Annotated in this window: 11 protein-coding genes; 3 read left to right on the top strand and 8 right to left on the bottom strand. The window is 71.3% G+C overall.

Annotation, left to right across the window (positions count from 1 at the left end; all coding sequences use genetic code 11):
- Position 1 precedes the first annotated feature (1 nt).
- Positions 2-1,540, top strand: a complete 1,539-nt coding sequence (gene glgA / locus ACXJKQ_RS15850) for a glycogen synthase GlgA (protein ID WP_457106687.1) — start codon at positions 2-4, stop codon at positions 1,538-1,540.
- Positions 1,541-1,621: 81 nt separating this feature from the next.
- The gene (locus ACXJKQ_RS15845) at positions 1,622-2,566 is read left to right on the top strand and encodes a helix-turn-helix domain-containing protein (RefSeq protein WP_457106686.1); all 945 of its coding nucleotides are present in this window, start codon (positions 1,622-1,624) and stop codon (positions 2,564-2,566) included.
- A gap of 88 nt (positions 2,567-2,654) precedes the next feature.
- Here ACXJKQ_RS15845 and ACXJKQ_RS15840 read toward each other — a convergent pair whose 3' ends face one another.
- The 6 genes from ACXJKQ_RS15840 to treZ form a co-directional block, all read right to left on the bottom strand.
- A complete protein-coding gene (locus tag ACXJKQ_RS15840) occupies positions 2,655-2,924 on the bottom strand; it encodes a hypothetical protein (protein WP_457106685.1) in 270 nt (89 codons plus the stop codon).
- 203 nt (positions 2,925-3,127) lie between these two features.
- Positions 3,128-5,413 (bottom strand): 1,4-alpha-glucan branching protein GlgB, encoded by a 2,286-nt coding sequence (gene glgB, locus ACXJKQ_RS15835; protein WP_457106684.1) that lies wholly within the window; start codon positions 5,411-5,413, stop codon positions 3,128-3,130.
- Positions 5,410-8,688: a maltose alpha-D-glucosyltransferase gene (gene treS, locus ACXJKQ_RS15830; RefSeq protein WP_457106683.1), complete on the bottom strand. Its 3,279-nt coding sequence runs from the start codon at positions 8,686-8,688 to the stop codon at positions 5,410-5,412. The genes glgB and treS overlap by 4 nt, the downstream gene beginning before the upstream one ends.
- Positions 8,689-8,837: 149 nt before the next feature.
- Positions 8,838-12,233: a maltotransferase domain-containing protein gene (locus tag ACXJKQ_RS15825; protein ID WP_457106682.1), complete on the bottom strand. Its 3,396-nt coding sequence runs from the start codon at positions 12,231-12,233 to the stop codon at positions 8,838-8,840.
- Between the two features lie 247 nt (positions 12,234-12,480).
- Complete coding sequence (locus ACXJKQ_RS15820; RefSeq protein WP_457106681.1) at positions 12,481-17,394, bottom strand: malto-oligosyltrehalose synthase; 4,914 nt, start codon at positions 17,392-17,394, stop codon at positions 12,481-12,483.
- The gene (treZ, locus tag ACXJKQ_RS15815; protein WP_457106680.1) at positions 17,391-19,196 is read right to left on the bottom strand and encodes a malto-oligosyltrehalose trehalohydrolase; all 1,806 of its coding nucleotides are present in this window, start codon (positions 19,194-19,196) and stop codon (positions 17,391-17,393) included. The genes ACXJKQ_RS15820 and treZ overlap by 4 nt, the downstream gene beginning before the upstream one ends.
- Positions 19,197-19,494: 298 nt before the next feature.
- On the opposite strand from treZ, the gene ACXJKQ_RS15810 reads away from it, so the two are divergent.
- The gene (locus ACXJKQ_RS15810) at positions 19,495-20,364 is read left to right on the top strand and encodes a hypothetical protein (RefSeq protein WP_457106694.1); all 870 of its coding nucleotides are present in this window, start codon (positions 19,495-19,497) and stop codon (positions 20,362-20,364) included.
- Between the two features lie 11 nt (positions 20,365-20,375).
- On the opposite strand, the gene ACXJKQ_RS15805 is transcribed toward ACXJKQ_RS15810, so the two are convergent.
- Both ACXJKQ_RS15805 and ACXJKQ_RS15800 read right to left on the bottom strand, forming a co-directional pair.
- Entirely contained in the window at positions 20,376-20,651 is a 276-nt protein-coding gene (locus ACXJKQ_RS15805) for a YiaA/YiaB family inner membrane protein (protein WP_091788466.1), read from the bottom strand.
- Between the two features lie 48 nt (positions 20,652-20,699).
- A complete protein-coding gene (locus tag ACXJKQ_RS15800) occupies positions 20,700-21,374 on the bottom strand; it encodes a PspA/IM30 family protein (RefSeq protein ID WP_457106679.1) in 675 nt (224 codons plus the stop codon).
- Positions 21,375-21,378: the final 4 nt, after the last annotated feature.

Here is a 21,378-nt window from a genome sequence, read left to right as displayed (position 1 = left end):
GATGCTCGATACGTGCCGTGGTGGTTCCTTCGCCGCGTGGTCATCCGGCGAAGGAGACGGCGCCCGCACGATCCACCAGCCGGCCCGCCCCGCCTCGCTGCGCCGCCGCATCCTCTACGCCACGCCGGAGATGGCCGATTTCGTGAAGACCGGCGGTCTCGGCGAGGTCTCGGCCGCCCTGCCGCGGGCGCTCGTGCCCCATTACGACATCCGCGTCCTGATTCCCGGATACCGGCAGGTCCGCGCGGCCTTCCCCGAGATCCCGGTCATAGGCCGCCTGGAGGGCTTCGCGGGGGTCCCGGCCTGCGACCTCGGCCTCGTCGAGGCCGTCGACGGGCTGCGGATCTACGTCCTGCTGAGCCCCGACCTCTACGAGCGCGACGGCACGCCCTACGGCGACCAGCACGGCGATTTCGGTGACAACGACCTGCGCTTCGCCCGCCTCAGCCTCGCGGCGGCCGAACTCGCCGCGGGCGCCGACCCCGACTGGTCGGCCGACCTCCTGCACCTCAACGACTGGCAGGCGGCCCTGGCCCCGGCCTACCTTGCCTGGCGCGGCCGGCGGGTGCCCAGCGTGCTGACGATCCACAACCTCGCCTACCAGGGCCTGTTCCCCCGGGACGCCCTGCCCCGGCTCGGGGTGCCGGACTCGGCCTTCCAGATGGATGGCGCGGAGTTCTACGGGCAGCTCTCCTTCCTCAAGGCCGGCATCTTCTACGCCTCGCAGGTCACCACGGTGAGCGAGACCTACGCCCGGGAGATCCAGACCCCCGAGCTGGGCTGCGGCCTCGACGGGCTGCTGCGCACCCGCGCCGGCCAGGGCCGGCTCGCCGGCATCCTCAACGGCATCGACGAGACCTGGGACCCGAGCACCGATCCGCACCTCGCCACCCGCTTCGAGATCGACGACTGGAAGGGCAAGCGCGCCAACGCCGAGGCGGTGCGCCGGCAGTTCGGCCTCGCGGTCTCCCGCGGGCCGCTCTTCGCCATCGTGTCGCGCCTCGTCCACCAGAAGGGCATCGACCTCAGCCTGCAGGCCGCCGAGGCGATCGTGGCCGGGGGCGGCCAGCTCGTGGTGATCGGCCAGGGCGAGGGCCGGTTCGAGCAGGCGCTCCGGGGCCTCGCCAAGCGCCATCCCGACGCGGTCGGTGTGCATGTCGGCTTCGAGGAGGCGCAGGCCCGGCGGATGTTCGCGGGCAGCGACTTCCTGCTGATGCCCTCGCGCTTCGAGCCCTGCGGCCTCGCCCAGATGTACGCGCAGCGCTTCGGCTCCCTGCCGATCGTGCGGCGGACCGGGGGCCTCGCCGACACGGTCGAGGACGGGGTGACGGGCTTCACCTTCGGGGAGGCCTCGGCCGCGTCCTTCGGGGCGGCGGTTCGCAGGGCGCTGGAGGCCTTCGGCCAGACGAAGCGCCTCAACGCCATGCGGCGGCGGGCCATGGCGGCCCGCTTCGGCTGGGACCAGGCGGCCGACAACTATGCCGGGCTCTACGGCCGGGCGATCGGCAACAGCACGGCGCTGCGCTGGCGGGCGGCGTAGGGCTCGGCAGGCAGGACGCATTTCCTGTGCGGCGCCGATCGAATCGGTGGACCGGTCCCGGCGGCTCTGCATCGTCGGGCCATGCTGACGTGGTCGACCGAATCGCTGCACCCGCGCGACCGCTTCGTGCAGTGGCGCGAGGAGCGCGCCCGGCAGCTCTTCGGCGTCAGTATCGAACTCGAGCCCCAGAAACGCCTGCGCTTCCAGGGGGCGTATACCCTCCTTCGCCTGGGCGACACAGCGATCGCTGAGCTGACAGCCTCGGCCTACCGGGTCAGCCGCACGCCTTCCGACATCGCCCGCACCCCAAGCGACGCCTTCTGCATCTGCCAGCAGGTTGCGGGCGGTGGCCTGCTCAAGGCCGGCGGCCGCGAGATGCCGGTCGCGGCCGGTGCCATCATGATGGGTCAGCTGGATCTGTCCTACGAGAGCGTCCCGGCGCCGCAGGATTCGTTTGCCTGCCGGATCGTGCGGCTGCCCGCGTCGCGGATCACGCAGCTCGTCCGGGGAGGTGACGCACACCCGTTCCGGCTGCTCGAGAATGGAGCCGGGTTGTCGGCGCTCTTCGCCGCGTACCTGGAGTCCTTCGTCGTCCAGGCCCCGCACCTGACCGGATCCGTCGCGGAGGCCGCCATCGACACCCTCCTCCACCTCGCCCTGCTCGCCCGGGGCGCCGGCGAGCCGCGGGCCGACTCCGCGCGGGCGGCCATCCGGGCAGGATTGCTCGACCGAGCCCATGCGCTGATCGAGCGCCGGTTGCACGAGCCCGGACTGTCGCCGGCGCAGGTTGCGGCGGCGCTCGGCATCTCGATCCGGCAGCTGCACATCCTGTTCGAGCCGACCGGCACGAGCTTCGGCCGCCATCTGCGGATGCGACGGGTCGCCCGCGCCCGCCGCATCCTGGAGGCCGCGCCCCGGACGAGTGTGACCGAGGCCGCGTATGCGAGCGGCTTCGACAGTCTCTCGACCTTCTTCCGGAGCTTCCGGGCCGCCTATGGCTGCGCGCCGGGGGATGTGCGGCCATGAGTTGGGAGCGCGCAGGACAACCGGCTCGGGGACAGGCGGCGGTGCCATGTCGGCCCGGCCGGCCGGGCCGAGGCCTCCGAACGGGTGATCAGCGGCTCCGCCACCGGGCCTTCCGCGAGCAGGCCTCCTGCTCCTCCGGATGCCGTTTCTCCCAGGCGGTGATCGAGAGCGTCTCGTCGCTCGACATCTTGTTGTTCATGCAGGAGCAGTAGACGGCGAGCGTGTCGGCGCTCTGCCCCTCGTCGGCATTGTCGGCGATGCAGCGCTTGATCCAAGCGACGTCGTCGGCATTCGCCGACGCGATGGTCGGTACCGCCAGCAGCAGCGTGCAGGCGAGGGTAGGAATCGCAAGTTTCATGAAGGTCCTCCGCCGGATCGGCAGAGGGCTTATCGGCGAACCGGCGCGCGCCCTCGTCTCAAGGCGCGCAGGTCCTGTCCCGATGCGCGCAGATCGGTGCGGTCACGGCGACGGAATCGGTCGGCGCCGGCGAGCCCGCAGGGCTGCTTCACAGACGGTTCCGCGAAACACCCTCCCCCGCAGAGGGGGGAGGGAACCTCGGCTCAGCCCTCCAGCAGGAAGATCATCGTGGCGAGCGGCGGCAGGGTGAGCGACAGGCTCTGCCCCTGGCCATGGCTCGCCTCCGCGTCGGTGTGGCGCCCGCCCTGGTTGCCCAGGTTCGCGCCGCCGTAGACGCCGGCATCCGAGTTGAACGCCTCCCGGTAGAAGCCCGCCTGCGGCACGCCGATCCGGTAGCCCTCGCGCGGCACCGGCGTGAAGTTCGACACCACGATGGCGACCTCGCCGGGCTTGGCGCCCTTGCGCGCCCAGGCGATGACGCTGTTGTCCTGATCGTCCGCCACCAGCCACTGGAAGCCGGTATGCTCCGCGTCGCGGCTGTAGAGGGCCGGGGTCGACACGTAGAGCCGGTTCAGGTCGCGGATCACGCTCTGGACGCCCTTGTGCAGGGGATCGTCCAGGAGGTGCCAGTCCAGGCTGTTGTCGTGGTTCCACTCCCGCTCCTGGCCGAACTCGCCGCCCATGAACAGCAGCTTCTTGCCGGGATGCCCCCACATGAAGCCGTAATAGGCCCTGAGATTCGCGAATTTCTGCCAGCGGTCGCCCGGCATCTTGCCGAGCAGCGAGCCCTTCCCGTGCACGACCTCGTCGTGGGAGAGCGGCAGGATGAAATTCTCCGAGAAGGCGTAGAGCAGCCCGAAGGTCAGGTTGTGGTGGTGGTAGCGGCGATGGATCGGATCTTCCTGCATGAAATGCAGGGTGTCGTGCATCCAGCCCATGTTCCACTTGAAGCCGAAGCCCAGGCCGCCCGTATAGGTCGGGTGCGAGACGCCCGGCCACGAGGTCGATTCCTCCGCCACCGTGATCGTCCCCGGGGCGTGGCTGTAGGTCGCCTCGTTGGTCCTGCGCAGGAAGTCGATGGCGTCGAGGTTCTCGTTGCCGCCGTAGCGGTTCGGGATCCACTCGCCCTGGCGGCGGGAATAGTCGAGGTAGAGCATCGACGCGACGGCATCCACGCGCAGGCCGTCGAGGTGGTAGTGCTCCAGCCAGAACCGGGCGTTGGCGGCCAGGAACGTCGCGACCTCGGTCCGCCCGAAATTGTAGATATAGGTGCCCCAATCCTGGTGGAAGCCCTGGCGCGGGTCGGCATGCTCGTAGAGATGCGTCCCGTCGAACTGGCCGAGCCCGTGGGCGTCCAGGGGGAAGTGCCCCGGCACCCAGTCGAGCAGCACGCCGATGCCGGCCTCGTGGGCGGCGTCCACGAAGGCGGCGAACTCCTCCGGCGTGCCGAAGCGGCTCGTCGGCGCGAACAGCGAGACCGGCTGATAGCCCCAGGACCCGTCGAACGGGAACTCGGTGATCGGCAGCATCTCGATATGGGTGAAGCCCAGATCCTTGACGTAGGGGATCAGCCGCTCGGCGAGTTCCCGGTAGGTCAGGAAGCGGTTGCCCTCCTCGGGCACCCGCGCCCAGGAGCCGAGATGGACCTCGTAGACCGAGATCGCCGCGTGGCGCGGGTCCTTCGCGCCCCGGGTGCCCATCCAGCCGGCATCGTGCCAGTCGAACTCGCCCGATCCGTGGGTGACCGAGGCGGTCTCCGGCGGGTGCTGGGCCGCGAAGGCGACCGGGTCGGCCTTGAGGGGGATCAGGGACCCGTCCGGGCCGCGGATCTCGAACTTGTAGCGGACGCCGGCCTTGAGGCCGGGCACGAACAGCTCCCAGATGCCGCCGTCCTGCCAGAGGCGCATCGGATGGCGCCGCCCGTCCCAGTCGTTGAAGTCGCCGACGACGCTGACCTTGCGGGCATTCGGAGCCCAGACCGCGAAGCGGAAGCCGTCGATGCCGTCGAGCTGCCCCGACTGGGCGCCGAGCATCCGGTAGACGAGGTTGGTGCCGACCTCGCGCAGGGTCGCGACGTCGTACTGCTCGATCGAGGAGCCGAAGCCGTAGGGGTCGTAGCGGCGGCGCTTCGTCCCGTCCCAGGCCTCGACCTCGATCTCGTAGAGCGGCCGGTGTTCCCCCTCGACCCGGGCGACGTAGAACCCGTCCGGATGGCGTTTCTCGAAGGGCACGGTGCGGCCGTCCATCACCAGGGCGGCGGTCCGCGCCTCGGGCAGAACGGCGCGGACCTCCCAGGCCTGGGGACCGACCCGGTGGGGGCCGAGCACCGAGAACGGATCGCCGTGATTGGCGGCCATCAGCGCGGCGATCGCGTCCGGGTGGACGCTCGGCGCCGCCGGGGCGGTGCCGGAGCCCGGGACATCCGCGGTCCGCGCCGTCGCCGATTCCGGGTCGACCCGCGTTGCGAAGGTCTCGTCGATCGCCGTCATTCCGATGCTCCGGGCTCGTGTCCGTCCGTGTCCAGAATGGTGAGAACCCCACGGGCGGGGATTTCGATCCAGTCCGGCCGGTTGTTGGCCTCGTAGTCGACCTCGTACAGGGCCTTGGTCAGCAGGCAGAGGCGCAGCAGCCGAGCCCGCGAATCCGGGTCAGTCACCGCGGCGCGCGAGCCCGCGACCGCGGACTCGTAGCCGGCGAGGAACGCCGCCTCGATCATGCCGCGCCACGCCGTGGCGGCGTCCCGCGCCCGCCCCTCGGAATCGGCGAACCGGGCGGTGATCTCCCGGATCACCGTCTCGGCGCCGTACGCGAAGGAGCGCATCAGCCCGGCCACGTCCCGCAGCGGCATCGACTTGGCCCGGCGCTCATCGGCCGGACGCGAGGGCTCGCCCTCGAAGTCGACGATGATCAGGTCGTTCTCGGCGACCAGCACCTGTCCCAGGTGGTAGTCGCCGTGGATGCGCGTCCTGTGGGCGCCCCGGACCGGCTCGGCGGTGAGCGCGGCGATCAGGGCCTCGACCTCGCTCCGGCGCTGGCCGAGTTCCGCGCAGGCCGGCTTGCCGGCGTCGAGGCCCCGGTCGGCCAAGCCCTTGAGCGCCCGGAAGGCGCGCTCGGCCTGATGGCGGGCGTCGCGCGCCAGCACCGCGAGATCGTCCCCGGTGAACGGCTCGGCCGTGAAGGCCGGATCGTCGGTCTCGATGGCCAGCGCCGCGTGCAGCTCGGCGGTGCGCCGCCCGATAAGGTCCGCCCAGGGCCGGTGGGCCTGGAACGCCTCCTCGGGGCTGGCGGCCTCGCTCTCGGGGGTGAGCACGACGGTCTCGAAGTCCCGGCGCAGGCCCTCCAGCATCAGCGTCCAGGCGTCGCCCTGGTTCACGACGAATCTTTGAAGGACCGCGAGGGCCGTCCGGGTCCCGTCCTCGGCGACGTGTTCCAGCGTGCCGAGCAGCGCGGGGGTGTTGGAGAAGCCCGCCTGCTCGGTGAGGAAGCGCCCGACCTCGATCTCGGGATGAAGCCCCGGCTGCAGGCGGCGCAGCAGCTTGAGCATCATCTTCGAGCCGATGGCGATCGAGGTGTTGCTCTGCTCCGCCGAGAGCCGCCGGATATCGGCCACGTCGACCGTGACCTCCGGGTCGAAGGCCGAGGTGACGGCGAAGACGAGGCGGCCGCTCTCCGTGGGGATCTCCCGGCCCTGGCGCATGTCGTCGATCAGGCAGGCGGCGAAGTCGTTGGAGCCCGCCGCCCCGTAGAGCAGCCCGGTCCGCGGGCCGCGGCGGACCCGCGCCACCGCGAAGGGCATCAGCGTCTCGTCCTCGCGGCCCTCCTCGACGCCGACCGGCATGAAGTACTCGTGGCTCTCGCCGCTGGCGAGCTGCACCTGCAGCCGCGGCAGCAGGAAGCGCGCGCTCCCGTCGACATCCGTCAGGGCGGCGCAGTCGATGACCTTCGTGGCCTTGATCCGCGAGCCCTTGGCGCCGAACCAGCGCCGGCTGGTCAGGAACGGCGGCACCACCGTGCGCTCGAAGGCGACGCGCTCGCGGCCCGACATCAGGCTCTCGATGCCGCCGGTGAGCACCAGGGTGAACAGCTCCGGCGGCTCCTGCTGCGGGCCGACCACCCCGGAGCGCGCGGCGCTCAAGCTGAACCAGTAGAAGCCGTAGGACGGCAGGGTCAGCAGGTAGGGCAGATCGCCGATCGGCGGGAATTCGGTGCCGCCGGTGAGTTCGATCGGTACCGCGGTCCGCAGCTCCGACAGGTCGAGCTGCACCGCCTGGGGCGCGCGCGAGAGGTTCGCCACGCACAGGATCCGCTCGTCCTCGTGCTCGCGGATCCAGGCCAGGACCTTGCGGTTGCTGGGATAGAGGAACTGGATCGTGCCGCGCCCCAGCGCGACGCTGTTGTTGCGGATCGCGATCATGCGCCGCGTCCAGTTCAGCAGGCTCGTCTGGGCCTGGGTCTGCGCCTCGACGTTGATCGCGTCGAAGCCGTAGATCGGGTCCTGGATCGCCGGCAGGAACAGCCGCTGCGGGTTCGCCCGGGAGAAGCCGCCGTTGCGGTCAGGGCTCCACTGCATCGGCGTGCGCACGCCGTCGCGGTCGCCGAGGTAGATGTTGTCGCCCATGCCGATCTCGTCGCCGTAATAGAGCACCGGCGTGCCGGGCATCGACAGGACGAGGGACTTCATCAATTCGATCTTGCGCCGGTCGTTCTCCAGCAGCGGCGCGAGGCGGCGGCGGATGCCGAGGTTGATCCGGGCGCGCCGCTCGGCGGCGTAGAACGACCAGAGATAGTCACGCTCCTCGGCGGTGACCATTTCGAGGGTCAGCTCGTCGTGGTTGCGCAGGAAGATCGCCCATTGGCAGCCCTCGGGGATCTCCGGGGTCTGGCGCATGATGTCGGTGATCGGGTGCCGGTCCTCCCGGGCGATCGCCATGTACATCCGCGGCATCAGCGGGAAGTGGAACGCCATGTGGCACTCGTCGCCGTCGCCGAAATACTGCGCGGTCTCCTCCGGCCACTGGTTGGCCTCGGCGAGCAGCATCCGGTCGGGGTAGCTGACATCCAGCGCCGCCCGGATCTTCTTGATCACGTCGTGCGTCTCGGCGAGGTTCTCGCAATTCGTGCCGTCGCGCTCGATCAGGTAGGGGATCGCGTCGAGCCGCAGCCCGTCGACGCCCATGTCGAGCCAGTAGCGCATGGTCGCGATGACCGCTTCCAGCACCTTCGGGTTGTCGAAGTTCAGGTCCGGCTGGTGGCTGTAGAACCGGTGCCAGAAATACTGCTTGGCGACCGGGTCCCAGGTCCAGTTCGACGCCTCGGTGTCGAGGAAGATGATCCGCGTGTCCCGGTACGGCTCGTCGGTGTCCGACCAGACGTAGAAGTCGCGCTCGGGCGAGCCGGGGGGCGCCTCCCGGGCGGCCTGGAACCAGGGGTGCTGGTCCGAGGTGTGGTTGATCACAAGCTCGGTGATCACCCGCAGGCCGCGCTCGTGCGCCGCCGCCACGAAGGCCTTGAAGTCCTCCATGGTCCCGTAGGACGGGTTGATGCCCTCGTAATCGGCGATGTCGTAGCCGTCGTCGCGCAGCGGCGAGGGGTAGAACGGCATCAGCCAGATCGCCGTGACGCCGAGGTCGCGGACGTAGTCGAGGCGCTGGGTCAGCCCCTCGAAATCGCCGATCCCGTCGTTGTTCGCGTCGAAGAACGACTTGACGTGAATCTGGTAGATGATGGCGTCACGGTACCATTGCGGGTCGCTGCGATCGATCATCGCGTCGCTGCCTCATCGGTCGAATCTGACGGGACCGGCGGCGGGAGCCGGCCGGGAGCGGGCGGACGACCGCCGCGCGGGTGCAATGGTCGGTGACGGGGAGGCCCGCCGCCGGGGTCAGGTGCCACGGTCAGGTGCCATGGGCGGCCTCAGCCCGCAACCCGCCGCGGCGCCCGGAGGCGCCAGATGACGCAGGATCGCTCGGCCGGATCGAGGGCGATGCGGTGGGTCTTGCCGCGCAACTCGAACGTGTAGCCCTGGAGCAGGTCCTCGACCTCGACGGCGCCGTCGTCGGGCAGGCCGAACAGCCAGAGCGGCACCTCGTAGGTGCATTCCTGGCGGTTCTTCGGGTCGAGGTTGACCATGGTGAAGACGCAGTTGTCGCGCTCCGGCGTCGCCTTGGCGTAGGCGATGATCTGGTCGTTGAAGGCCCCGGTGAAGACGACGTTGCGGAAATCCCAGAGGGCGGGATTCTCGCGCCGGATCCGGTTGAGCTTGACGATGTGCTCGCGGATGTTGCCCGGCCGGTCGTAGTCCCAGGCCTTCAGCTCGTATTTTTCCGAGTTGAGGTACTCCTCCTTGCCGGGATACGGCGCGGCCTCGCACAGTTCGAAGCCGTTGTAGATGCCGTAAACCGACGACAGGGTCGCGGCGAGCGTGCCGCGGATCACGAAGCCGGCGCGTCCGCTGGTCTGCAGGAAGTACGGGTTGATGTCGGGCGTGTTCGCGAAGAAGTTTGGGCGGTAGTACTCGCCCATCTCGCCGGCCAGCTCCAGGGCGTAGTCGGTCAGCTCCTGCTTGGTGTTGCGCCACGTGAAGTAGGTGTAGCTCTGCTGGTAGCCGGCCTTGGCGAGCTTCTTCATCATCTTCGGCCGGGTGAAGGCCTCGGCGAGGAAGATCGCGTCCGGATACTGGCCGTTGACCTCGCCGATCACCCATTCCCAGAACGGGATCGGCTTGGTGTGCGGGTTGTCGACCCGGAAGATGCGCACGCCGCGGGCGCACCAGCCGAGGAGGATGTCGCGCAGCTCGATCCAGAGCCCGGGCAGGGCGCCGCCGTAGAAGTGGACGTTCGAGATGTCCTCGTACTTCTTCGGGGGGTTCTCGGCGAATTTCAGCGTGCCGTCCGGGCGCCACTCGAACCATTCCGGGTGGTCCTTGATCCAGGGGTGGTCCGGCGAGCACTGGATCGCGAAGTCGAGGGCGATCTCCATGCCGTAGGCGTGGCTCGCCGCCACCAGCCGCTCGAAATCGGCCAGCGTGCCGAGGTCGGGATGCACGGCCTCGTGGCCGCCCTCCGCCGCGCCCACCGCGTAGACCGAGCCGACATCGCCGGGCTGGGCCGTGAGGGTGTTGTTCTTGCCCTTGCGGTTGGTGCGGCCCACGGGGTGGATCGGCGTGAAGTAGAGGACGTCGAAGCCGAGTTCGCGGATCTCGGGCAGGCGCCGGATGACGTCGTCGAAGGTGCCGTGGCGGTTGACGTCCATCGACTGCGAGCGCGGGAAGATCTCGTACCAGGCCGAGAACCGGGCCGCGAGACGGTCGGCGATCACCGGCAGGGTCACGGGATAGCGGGTCAGGTTCACCCGCTCGGCGTTCCGGCGCACGAGGCGGGACGCCTCGGGCTCGAGGATCCGGTCGAGCTGGGCGGCCGAGCCCGTCTCCTCGGCGGCGAGCGCCGCCACCAGGGCGGCGAGGCGCTCCGCGTCACGGCCGCCGCGGGTGCGGGCGAGGGACGCAGCGGTCTCGACCAAAGCCACGCCCTCGATCGTCTCCAGGCGGACATCGACGCCGGCGGCGCGCTTCTTCAGGGTGTCGCGCACCCAGGACGAGAAGGCATCGCGCCACGCGATCAGGGTGAACTCGTAGCGGGCGTTCCGCTCCAGGGGGAATTGCCCGGCCCAGCGGTCGTTGTCGACGAAGACCATCGGGTCCTCGCGCCAAGTCTCGCCTCCAGACGCCTCGGTGCCGACGACCCGCGACAGGATCGCGGCGTCGATGATTTCGTGGCCGTCGGAGAAGATGTCGGCCTCGACCCGCAGGGACTCGCCGACGATCCGCTTCACCGGCGAGCGGCCGCCGTCGATCTCAGGCGCCACGGCCTCGATCACCACCCGTCCGGTGCCGTCGGGCGTGCCGCGCGCCGGCTGCCGGGCGACCTGCTGGGCGCCGGCCGCCAGGATGCGCAATTCCCCGGGGCGCAGGTCGATGGCGCTGCCGGGATGGAAGGCGATCGGCTCGGCCTCCGGGGTCCGGTCGACGAAGGCGCCGAGCATGCCGCCGGTCCGCGCGATGAGCGTCCCGGCCTCCACCGGCACCGGCCGGTCGGTGGGGTTGTAGAGCACGATCAGCGCGTGCCGCGCCGAGGCCGGATGGCCGGTGTCGAAGCGGGCGAGCGCCACCAGGTCGCTGTCGGGGGACGAGAGGCGCATCTGCGCGCCCTCGACATTGGCGGCCGGCAGCTCTGCCCGCAGGGCGTTGATCGCCCGGATCGAGCCGGAGATGTCGAGGCCGGTGTCGTTCTCGCGGTCGCGCGGGGTGGTGTCGACCACGTGCAGCGCCCGGCGGTAGCCCCATTCGTAGCCGATCGGCATCAGCACGCCGGCCGAGAAGAAGGCGGCGAGCGCGTAGCGGGTGCGCAGATGGGCCGCCACCGCCTCGGGGCCGCCGCCGATCCCGGCGGCGAGCCGCGTCATGTCGTGGTTTTCCGGGAAGGCGATGGAGGGCGCCAGCACCCGCAGGCGCTCGTACTGCTCCAGCGCCCAGGGCTTCTTCAGGTCCCACCACGCGAAGGAGTTGAACAGGTAGTCGAAGCCGGCGCCCGCCGTGGCCCGCGCCTCCTCGAAGGTGCAGCCGAGGGTCTCTGCGGCGAACAGGCAGGCGGGATCGCGGGCCTTGGCCTCCCCGATCAGAACGCGCCAGGTCTCCGGCGGCACCTTGTAGGCCGCGTCGCAGCGGAAGCCCGCCACGCCGAGACCCTGGAGCCGGGCGACGTAGGCGCCCCAGATCCGGGTCAGCTCGTCCCGGGCCGCCGGCGTATGGTAGTCGAGTTCGGCCAGGTCGCCCCAGACCGTGCGGATCGACGGATCGTCCGGATCGACGGCGGCCGGGTGCATGATCGAGCCGTCGGGCTCCTTCAGGAACAGGTCGGGCCGCTCGATGGCCAGCCGTGCGTTGTCGGCGGTGTGATTGATGACGAGGTCGGTCATCACCGACAGGCCGGCCGCCTCGGCGGCGGCGCAGAAGCGCTCGATCTGCGCGTCGTCCGCCGTGCCGTCAGGATCGCGGAAGCGCTCGTCGAGGCGCTCCGGGTCGGCCACCGCGTAGAGGCTCTTCGAGCCGCCGGTCTGATGGAACGGGTTGAGGTAGATCCAGTCGAAGCCGAGACCCGCGATCCGCGGCAGCTCGGCGGTCCAGTCCGACACGCGCCCGACCAGGAGGGGGAACAGGTTGTAGATCCGCGGCCCCTCGGCCCTGGGGGCCAGGGCGGCCGGCAGGACGGCTTCGGCCCCTGACGTCGCAGCGGCTTTGGTCGGTGCGTTCATGCTGCCTCTCGGCTCCCGTTCCCTGTGTCGTAACGTCCGAACCGCGCGGGTGTGCCGCGCGATCCGGTCCGACGTGTCTCAGCAGAGTTGCATGACAAGGCTGCGGAGAAGCCCTTCGGCCGCTTCCGCTCGACATGTCCGGACGCGTCGCCGTCTTCGCGAGCGGAGCGCAGCAATCCAGGCAACGCCACGCTCACCCAGTCGAGCTGCCCTGGGTCGCTGCGCTTCGCGCGCGATGACGGAGGGCTCAAGAGTCCCGCCGCAGCACCGCGTAGGGCAGGTCGCGCAGGAGGGTGCCGAGATCGACCCCTTCGCCCGCCCCCTGCCCTTCGATGACCCGCCCCGAGGCGAGGTCCCGCCAGCGGGTCCCCGCCCCGAGATCCACCCGGGTGCCCGCGAAGGCCTCGCCCGACCAGACCGCCTCCCCGACGAAGCCCGCCACCAGCCGCGGCACCGCCACGAACAGGTCTCCGCCCTCCTGGCCGGGATCGGTCCGCCGGTAGGCGATCACGTGGTCGGCCCGGGTGCCGGTGGCCGCCACGGGCTCGTAGGCGGCGCTGGCGTAGAAGTCCGGACGCGCGGCCCGCTCGGCGAGCAGCCGCGTGAGGGTCGCCTGCTTCACCCGCCCGTCCGTCCAGTGCGCCAGCAGCTCCGCCGGCGCGCCGCCCTCTTCCAGTATCCGCTCAAGCGCCGGGTAGTCCACCGGGCGGCGGTTGTCGGGATCGACGAAGGAGAAGTCCCAGACCTCCGTCCCCTGGTAGGTGTCAGGCAGCCCCGGCAGGGTGCATTTCAGGACCGTGCGGCCGAGGCTCGCCAGCATGCCGAGATGGGCGAGCCGCCGGGCGAAGGGCCGGAGTGCGCTCAGGAAATCCGAGCCGGGCGCGATCAGCGCCGTGAACAGCTTCCGGACCGCGCCCTCGTAGACCGCATCGACATTGACCCAGCTCGACCGGCGCTTGCCCTCGCGCATGGCCTTCTCGCCATAGGCGATGAGCCGATCCCGGAACTCCGCGACGATTCCGGCCTCGTCCTGATCCAGCAGCTCCAGGGGCCAGGCGCCCAGGATCGCTTGGAAGAACATCCACTGGTCGTTGGCATCGGGGGCCGGCTCGCCGTCGATCCGGGCGAGGTGCGGGCCGGCGGTGCGCTGCCACAGGTCCCAGGCCTTCGCCCATTCCTCCGGGATCTCCGAGAGGGCGAGCAGCCGGGTGCGGGCATCCTCGCCCCGCTTGGTGTCGTGGGTCGCCGTGGTGATCATGGCGCTCGGCCAGTCCCGGGCGCGGGCGATCTGGAGGTCGTGGAAATGCTCCGCGTCGATCCCGTACTCGCCCGGATCGCCGCCGACCTCGTTGAGGCCGAGGAGGCACGCGTAGCGATAGAACAGCGTGTCCTCCAGGCTCTTGGCCATGACCGGGCCGGTGAGCTGCTGGAACCGGCGGCGGAAGCGCAAGGCCACCCGCGGATCCGGCCGGCCCGGTCCCGTGGTCTCGATCCGCCCGAGCAGCACCTCGGCGGCGAAGTCGTGGACCGAGCGGTCCGGCAGGCTCGACCAGCGCTTGGCCTTGGCGACCGCCCCCTCGATCAGGCGCACGTCTTCGGGCTCGACATCCCCCTCCTCTAGCTCCGGCGGCAGGTAGCTCCGATAGGTCGGAAAGCGCGCGATGATCTCGATCAGCGCTCGGCGCAGGGCGTTGACGGTGAAGTCGCGGGTGCGCCGGTCGGCATCGGCGACCTCCTTGAGGTCGGTGGTCAGCACCTCCAGCTCGCTGGCGAAGCTGATCTCCAGGATCTCGGCCTTGGCGGCGCGGAGCTGGAAGCCGTAGGGCTCGTCGAAGCCCGTGGCCCAGGTGTAGAGGCGCTCGACCTTCCCCCGCCGGGTCTTGTCGACCAGGATCCCGTCGAGCTGGTTGAGCACGTCGTAGCCCGTGGTCCCGGCCACCGGCCAGGGCCGCAGCCGCTCGCCCGGCTCGAGGATCTTTTCCACCACCACGTAGAAGCCCGGTCCCACGGCGGCCTGGAGCGCCCGCGCGTAGCCCAGCGGGTCGGCGAGCCCGTCGATGTGGTCGATGCGCAAACCGTCGATCCGGCCCTCGCGGACGAGCCGGAACACGGTCTCGTGCGAGCGGTGGAAGATGTCGGACAGCTCGACCCGCAACCCCGCCAGGGAGTTCACGTCGAAGAAGCGGCGGTAGTTGATGTCGCTCGATGCCACCCGCCAATGGGCCAGCCGGTAGGCCTGCGACTCCAGCAGCCGGTGCAGGGGCCCGAAGCTGTCCGGGCGGCCCTTGAAGCCGTTGAGCAGCGCCAGCGTGCTGGCGGTGGCCTCCTGGATCAGCGGCGACACGCCGTAGATCTCGGCGAGCCGGCGCTTCAGTCCCTCGGCCTCCTCGGGGAAGCCCTGGCGGCGAGTCTCGTCGGTGTCGATCGCCATGGCCCGCAGGCGCTCGGAGATGGCGAGCAGCTCCGCGGTGGTGTCGTCGTCCACGGCCCCGATGGCGGCGATCACCCGGTTCAGGATCGTCGGGTAGCTGAGCGGCCGGATCGGCAGCTGGTGCTCGTAGTGCCAGACGCTGAAGGCACCCTTGTCGGGGTCGAACCTCAGCTCCAGGGTGCCCTTCTCCAGGGCCTCGCCGTAGCGGTCGCCGAGGAACGGGATCACGAGGTTGCGCCCGGCCCCGAGCCGCTGCCAGTCGATGTCGAAGGCGTCGGCGAAGGGCGACAGGGAGCCCCATTCCAGGACCGAGAGCCACCACGGGTTGTCGGACCCGCCGACGCCCATGTGGTTCGGGACGATGTCGAGCAGCAGCTTCAGCCCGTGGGCGTGGAGCGTCTCGGAGAGCCGGATGAAGCCGTCCTCGCCGCCGAGTTCCGGGTTGATCGCGCCGTGGTCGACGATGTCGTAGCCGTGGGTCGAGCCGGGCCGCGCCGTCTGGAGGGGCGAGGCGTAGACGTGGCTGATCCCGAGCCGGTGCAGGTAGGGGACGATCCGGCCCGCATCCGCGAAGGTGAAGTCCTTGTGGAACTGCAGCCGGTAAGTCGACCGCGGCGGCGGCGCGGCGAGCCGCGCGGCCCCCGAGCGGGGCCCCCGGGCCTCGGCGGAGAGGGAGGCCGCCAGCTTGGCGAGGGGGCCGCCGGGCGCGGCGATGTCGGTCAACTCGCGGTCGAGCTTGCGCCGCCAGTTCGGGTAGCCCTCCGTCGAGCCCGGCACGTTGGCCTGGGCGAGTTCCGAGACCACGTCCTCGTACTGGACGGCGGTGAGCATCGCGGGCGCCCGGGCGAGGTAGCGGGCCGCCGCCTCGAAGGGCGCGGCCTCCGGCGGCTCGGTGGAGGGGAGCAGCTGCTCCCCGGCCAGCGCCTCGGCGAGGCGGCGGCGCTCGACGACCCGCTCGCCCCGCTCCGCCTCGGCCCGCTCCTGGTCGTAGAGGCCGAGCGACTGGCGGGTGTCGGTGTCGACCCCGCGCCACCAGCCGACGAAGGTCGGCAGGTCGTGGGTGGTGATGGCGGTGAGGGCGTCACGCGGGTAGGCCGAGGGCGGCTTGAACCGGCCGTCGGCCTCGCGCTCGAAGGCGAGGATCCGGTAGCTCAGCACCCCGGCCCGCATCAGCGCGTCAGAAAACCCCTCCGGAGCGGTGCCGAGATCCTCCGCGATGACGAGGCACTTGTTGCGGTGGCTCTCCAGCCGCAGCACCGCCAGCATCGGCTCGAACGGCATGGCCACGTAGGCGCCGGCCTGGGCGCCCGCGCCCAGCGGGATCAGGAACAGGCGGGCGAGCTGGAAGGCGTGGTCGATCCGGATCGCGCCGGCGTGGCGCATGTTGGCCTGGACCAGGGCGCGGAAGGCCGCGAGCCCGTCGCGCTCCATCGCCAGCGGGTCGAAGGCCGGCAGGCCCCAGTTCTGGCCCTTCGGGGCGAGGAGATCCGGCGGCGCGCCGATCGACACCCGGTCGGCGAAGCGCTCCGGATGGGACCAGATCTCGGAGCCGCCCCGGTCGGCGCCGACCGCGAGGTCCCGGTAGAGGCCGACCCGCATCCCGGCGCCGAGCGCCGCCGCGGAGGCCTCGGCGAGCTGCCGGTCGGCGAGGTATTGCAGCCACGCATGGTAGCCGACCCGCTCGGCGTTCTCCGCCGCGAAGGCCCGCACCGCCCCTGTGCCCGCGCGACGGAACGCCTCCGGCCAGTCGCCCAGCCAGTGGGCGCCCTGCTGGCGGAAATGCTCGGAGAGCGCCTCGAACACGGCGTGGGATTCGAGATCCTCGCCGCCGTCCTGACGGAAGCGCGCGAAGCCCGCATCGGTGCCGGCCCGAGCGGCGGACTCCGCCCAGAGGGCGCGCAGCACCGGGTCGAGCACGTCGTGCACGCCCTGGTGGTCGACCAGCGCCGCCTCCCGCAGGGCGGTGATTGCGTCGGCGCGCGCGTCCAGCAGCGCCTCGGCCCGGGACCCGGCGAGCCCCGGCAGGCTGCGCGGGGCGATGAACAGCGTCTCGAGGAACAGGCGCGAGGAGGGCGAGTAGGGGGAGATCTTGGTCCGATCGGAGCCGAACAGGGCGTGGACCGGGCTCAAGCCCAGGAACGCCGCCCCGCGCAAGGCCGCCTCGCGGGCGGCCTCACCGGCATCCGCGTAGGTGCCGATGCCGATATTGGTGGCCGAGCGCAGGCCGTACAGCTGGGCGGCCATGCCCCAGTCGGAGGCGCCCTCCTCCGTGTAGGGGCGCGGGCGCCAGCAGCGCTGCGGCGCGGCGATCACCCAGGATTCGGTGCGGGTCTGGCCGGCCTGCACGGTGAGGCGGTGGTAGCCCGGAGTCAGCGGCGGCAGCTCGAAGCCCGGCTCGGACCCGTGCGGGTTGGCCCGCCCCTCGCGGGCGGTGCCGCGCTCGTCCACGAGGCGCCAGACCAGGGTGTGGGGCGCGCCGTTCCCGAGCCGCACCGGGACGCGTGCGGCGCGGCGGGCCTCCACGGGCAGGAGCGGCGGGATCAGGCCGCGGCGCAGGCGCTCGACCCGTTCGAGGCTCTCGGTCACCGCCGCCTCGTCATCGACCGCGAAGCCGAGCGCCGCGAGCAGGCCGCGGCGGACCTCCAGGGGCGTCTCGACGGGCTTGCCGAAGGCATCGGTGTAGCCGGCGGCGACGCCGACCAAGTCGGCGAGCTGTTCCAGGGCGCTCACGAGCGGGGCTCCGTCAGGAAGATGCCGGTCCAGGCGGGCAGGTCGCGTCCGGCCCCGTCCGGGGCGTTGGTCCAGACCACCCGGGCGCCTGCCGGATCCACCGGGAAGGGGGCGTCCCCGACATTGGCGACGAAGCGCAGGGTGCCGGCCCCGAAGCGCCACGTGCAATCGACCACGTCCGACCGCGGCAGGGTGGCGGCGGCACCGTCATAGCCGGATTTCGCCAGGGGCACGACCACGTCGCGGCGCAGCCCGAGGAGCCGCGTCGTCTCGGCCAGCACCTCGCGGTGGGGCGAGCGCTCCCGCTCGGACCAGTCGAGCTTCGAGGCCTCGAACGTCTCCCGTTCCGTAGGATCGGGGATCGTCGAGGTGTCGTCCGCAAACGCCGCAAAGCTCTTGAACTCCCGGCGGCGGCCGTCGCGCACCGCCTTGTTCAGCTCATCGTCCGGGGCGAAGTCGACGAAGAACAGGAACGGCGCGGAGGCCGACCATTCCTCGCCCATCCAGAGCATCGGGATCTGCGGCGCCAGCAGGAACCCGGCCCGGGCGAGGTCCAGCTTCTTCGGGTCGGCCAAGTGATTGAGCCGTTCGCCGAGCGCCCGGTTGCCGACCTGATCGTGGTTCTGGAGGAAGGTCACGAAGGCGGAGGGCGGCAGGTGCGCGGACGGCTCGCCCCGCGGATGGTTGTCGAGCGTGGAAAACGGCTCGCCCTGATAGGCGAAGCCCTCCGCGAGGCAGCGGGCGAGGTGGGCGACCGGTTTGTCGGCAAAGCTCTTATAGTAGCCGGCATCCTCGCCCGTCAGCAGGACGTGCCAGCAATGGTGCAGGTCGTCGGCCCACTGGGCGTCGTGCATCTTCGGGCGCCCGGCGGCGTCCCGCTCCAGCCAGCGGGCCTGGTTGGCCTCGTTCTCCAGCATCAGGTGGATCTGCCGGTCCGGAAACGTCCTGCGGACCGTCTCGCCGAGCTCGGCCAGGAAGTGGCGGGGCGAATCGTCGAGGATCGCGTGGACGGCGTCGAAGCGCAGGCCGTCGAACCGGTATTCCTCCAGCCAGTACAGGGCGTTCTGGATGAAGAACTGCCGCACCGTGGCGCCGCTCTCCTTGCCGTCGAAGTTGATGCCCGCGCCCCAGGGGGTCTGGTGGCGCTCGGTGAAGAACGTCTTGGCGTAGGCGTGGAGGTAGTTCCCGGCCGGTCCGAAGTGGTTGTAGACCGCGTCGAGATAGACCATCAGGCCGAGCCCGTGGGCGGCGTCGATCAGGCGCTTGAGGTCGTCGGGGCGGCCGTAGGCGCCGTCGGGGGCGTAGGGCTGGACACCGTCGTAGCCCCAGTTGCGCGCGCCCTTGAAGTCGGCGAGCGGCAGCAGCTCGATGGCGGTGACGCCCAGCGCCTTGAGGTCCGGCAGCCGCGCCTGCAGGCCGGCATAGGTGCCCTCCGGCGTCGCGGTGCCGACGTGGCACTCGTAGATCACGGCCTCCGCGAAGGGCCGCCCGGTCCAGCCCGCATCGGACCACGCGAAGGCGCGGGGATCGACCACCTCGCTCAGGCCCGAGACGTCGTCGGGCTGAAAGCGGGAGGCGGGATCGGGGGCGATGAGGTCGCCGTCGATGCGGAAGCCGTAGCGCGCGCCGGGCTTCACGCCGGGCAGGGCGGTGCGGCGCCAGCCGCCACCGGATTCGGGCAGCGGGTGAGCGACGCCGTCGACGACGAGTTCGACGCTCTGCGCGGTGGGCGCCCAGAGGGCGAAGCGGACGCCGCCCCCGACCATCTCGGCCCCGAAATCCATGCTGTGGGCGCGCCGCATCGGGCCACCGTCCTTGTCATTGGCCGCGCGCACCGGGACGCAAGCGCGGCAGGATCATCCGTCGTGGGAGAAGGCCCCGGGCTCGATCCGGTTCCCGCAGCGCAGCTATGGCGGCAAGGCCGCGTGGCAATGGGGGTGACGGGCGCCGTAACCCGCGCCTCCGGGGACCGCGCGTGCCGGACGCAGCCCGCCCTCTTGGTGCCAACGGGACGCCCCCTGGAAACTAAGCCGCAGTGCCGTCCGCGGGGGACGGCCCTATCTCGACGGTCCGGCAGTCTCGTCGGCGCGGGAGCGGACACTGGGTCGGGCACGCATCATCGGCATCCACGGACTCGCCAACAAGCCGCCGCGCGACGAGAAGGCCGGCTGGTGGCGTGCGGCGATCCGTGAGGGTCTCGACCGCAATCTCGGATGGCAGGTGGCCGAGGCCGACCTGCCCTTCGCCTTCGTCTACTGGGCGGATCTGCGCTACCCGCAGCCGCTCTCGGGCGACTGCAACCGCGAGCCCTACCGCCCCGATCACGGCCTCGGGCCGTTCCCCTCCCCGGCGGGGGAGCCCGACCGCGCCGAGCCGACCCTCACCGACCGGATCTATCGCGGCCTGTCGCACCTGCAGGAGGCCACAGGGCTGACCCCGGTGGACGACCTGATCCTGGAATACCGCCTCGACGATCTCTGGGGCTACTGCGAGGATGCGGCGTTCCGGGCCAACGCCAGGGCGCGCCTGCGCGCTGCCCTGGCCGACGCCGTGGCGGATGAGGTGCTGATCGCCGCGCATTCGATGGGCGGCCTGATCGCCTACGACGTGCTGCGCGCCGCCGAGGCGGACGGGACGCCCCTGCCCCGCTGCGCCCTGGTCACCCTCGGCGCGCCCCTGGGGCTCGCCGACCTCAAGCTGAAGCTCGCCGACGAGCACGGCCCCCTGCGGGTGCCGGCGGCGCTCACCGCCTGGACCAACCTGATGGACCGCCGGGACATCGCCACCGTGGGCGACGATCTCGCGGCGCTCTACGCCCCGAACGCCGCCGGGGTGCGGGTGCGGGACGTGCCGGTGATCAACGCCTACCGGAGGCCGGACGGCGCCGAGAACCGGCACAAGTCCTACGGCTACCTGCGGACCCCGGAATTCTCGAAGGCCGTGGCCGGGTTCCTGGGCGCGCCGGGCTGAGCCGGGCCGCCTCAGAGCCGGCCCGGCACCGCCTCGCGCAGGACGCGCTCGGCGGCGGCGTCCTCGATCTTGTTGATCAGCCGGTTCGCCTCGTGCTCGTCGCGCAAGGTCTTGGCCAGGGTGAAGGTCGTGCCCGTGAGGAACAGCGATGCCATGGCGAGGTAGCCCTTGATCCAGATATCCGCGGGCAGGAAGAAGATCCCGATCGTCAGCATGGCGGCGGCGGCGGCGAAGCTGACCAGGGTGAAGGTCTTCCAGGCGCCGGTATGGGGCATCTGCGGGGTCATGGTGCGGTCTCCGTGGATAGGGTTTGATCGGGGGCGCTGCAGATCCGGTCAGGCCTCGGACCGGAGACGGTCGAGCACCGCCCGCGGGTCCGTGCGGGGACGGCCGTAGCCGGCCGCTTCGAGCTCGGCTTCGATCCCGCCCGCGGCATCCGCCTCCAGCTCGGTCAGCGCGGTGGCGACGTCCGCCTCGGCCGCCTGCCGCGCCCGCAGGCGCTCCAGCGTCCGCTCGGCCTCGCCCAGCGCGCCGGCCGAGAGGGTCGTGGCCCGGCGGCCCTCCAGCCCCGCCCGGCGCAGGGCCTCGGTGGTGCGGGCGGTCTGGAGCCCGCGGTCGAGATCCCGCAGCCGCTCGCTCCCCTGGCCGACGCGGCGCTTCAGCCGCTCGACCTCGGCGGCGAAGCGCTCCGCGGCGGTCCGGCGGTCGGCCCGCTCGTCCTCCAGGGCCGCGATGTGGATCGCCGCCTCGGTCCCGAGATCCGCCCGGCCGTCCGCCAGCGCGCGCCGCGCCCCGTCCGACAGGGTCTCGATACGGGTGCCGATGGCGTCGAGGGCACGCGTCTCGGCGGCGTGGTAGGCCATGGCCACGGCGAGTTCCCGCCGGGCGGTCGCCAGGGCGCCGGCGGCGTCCCGGATCTGCTGGCGCAGGATCGTCACGGCGTGCGCATCGTGGATCGCCTGGGCATGGTCGGCGATCACGCCGCGCATCAGGAAGGACAGGGTCCTCATCACG

It is taken from the genome of Methylobacterium sp. P5_C11 (genome assembly GCF_054049775.1).
This window is presented reverse-complemented; position numbering and strand designations above follow the sequence as displayed.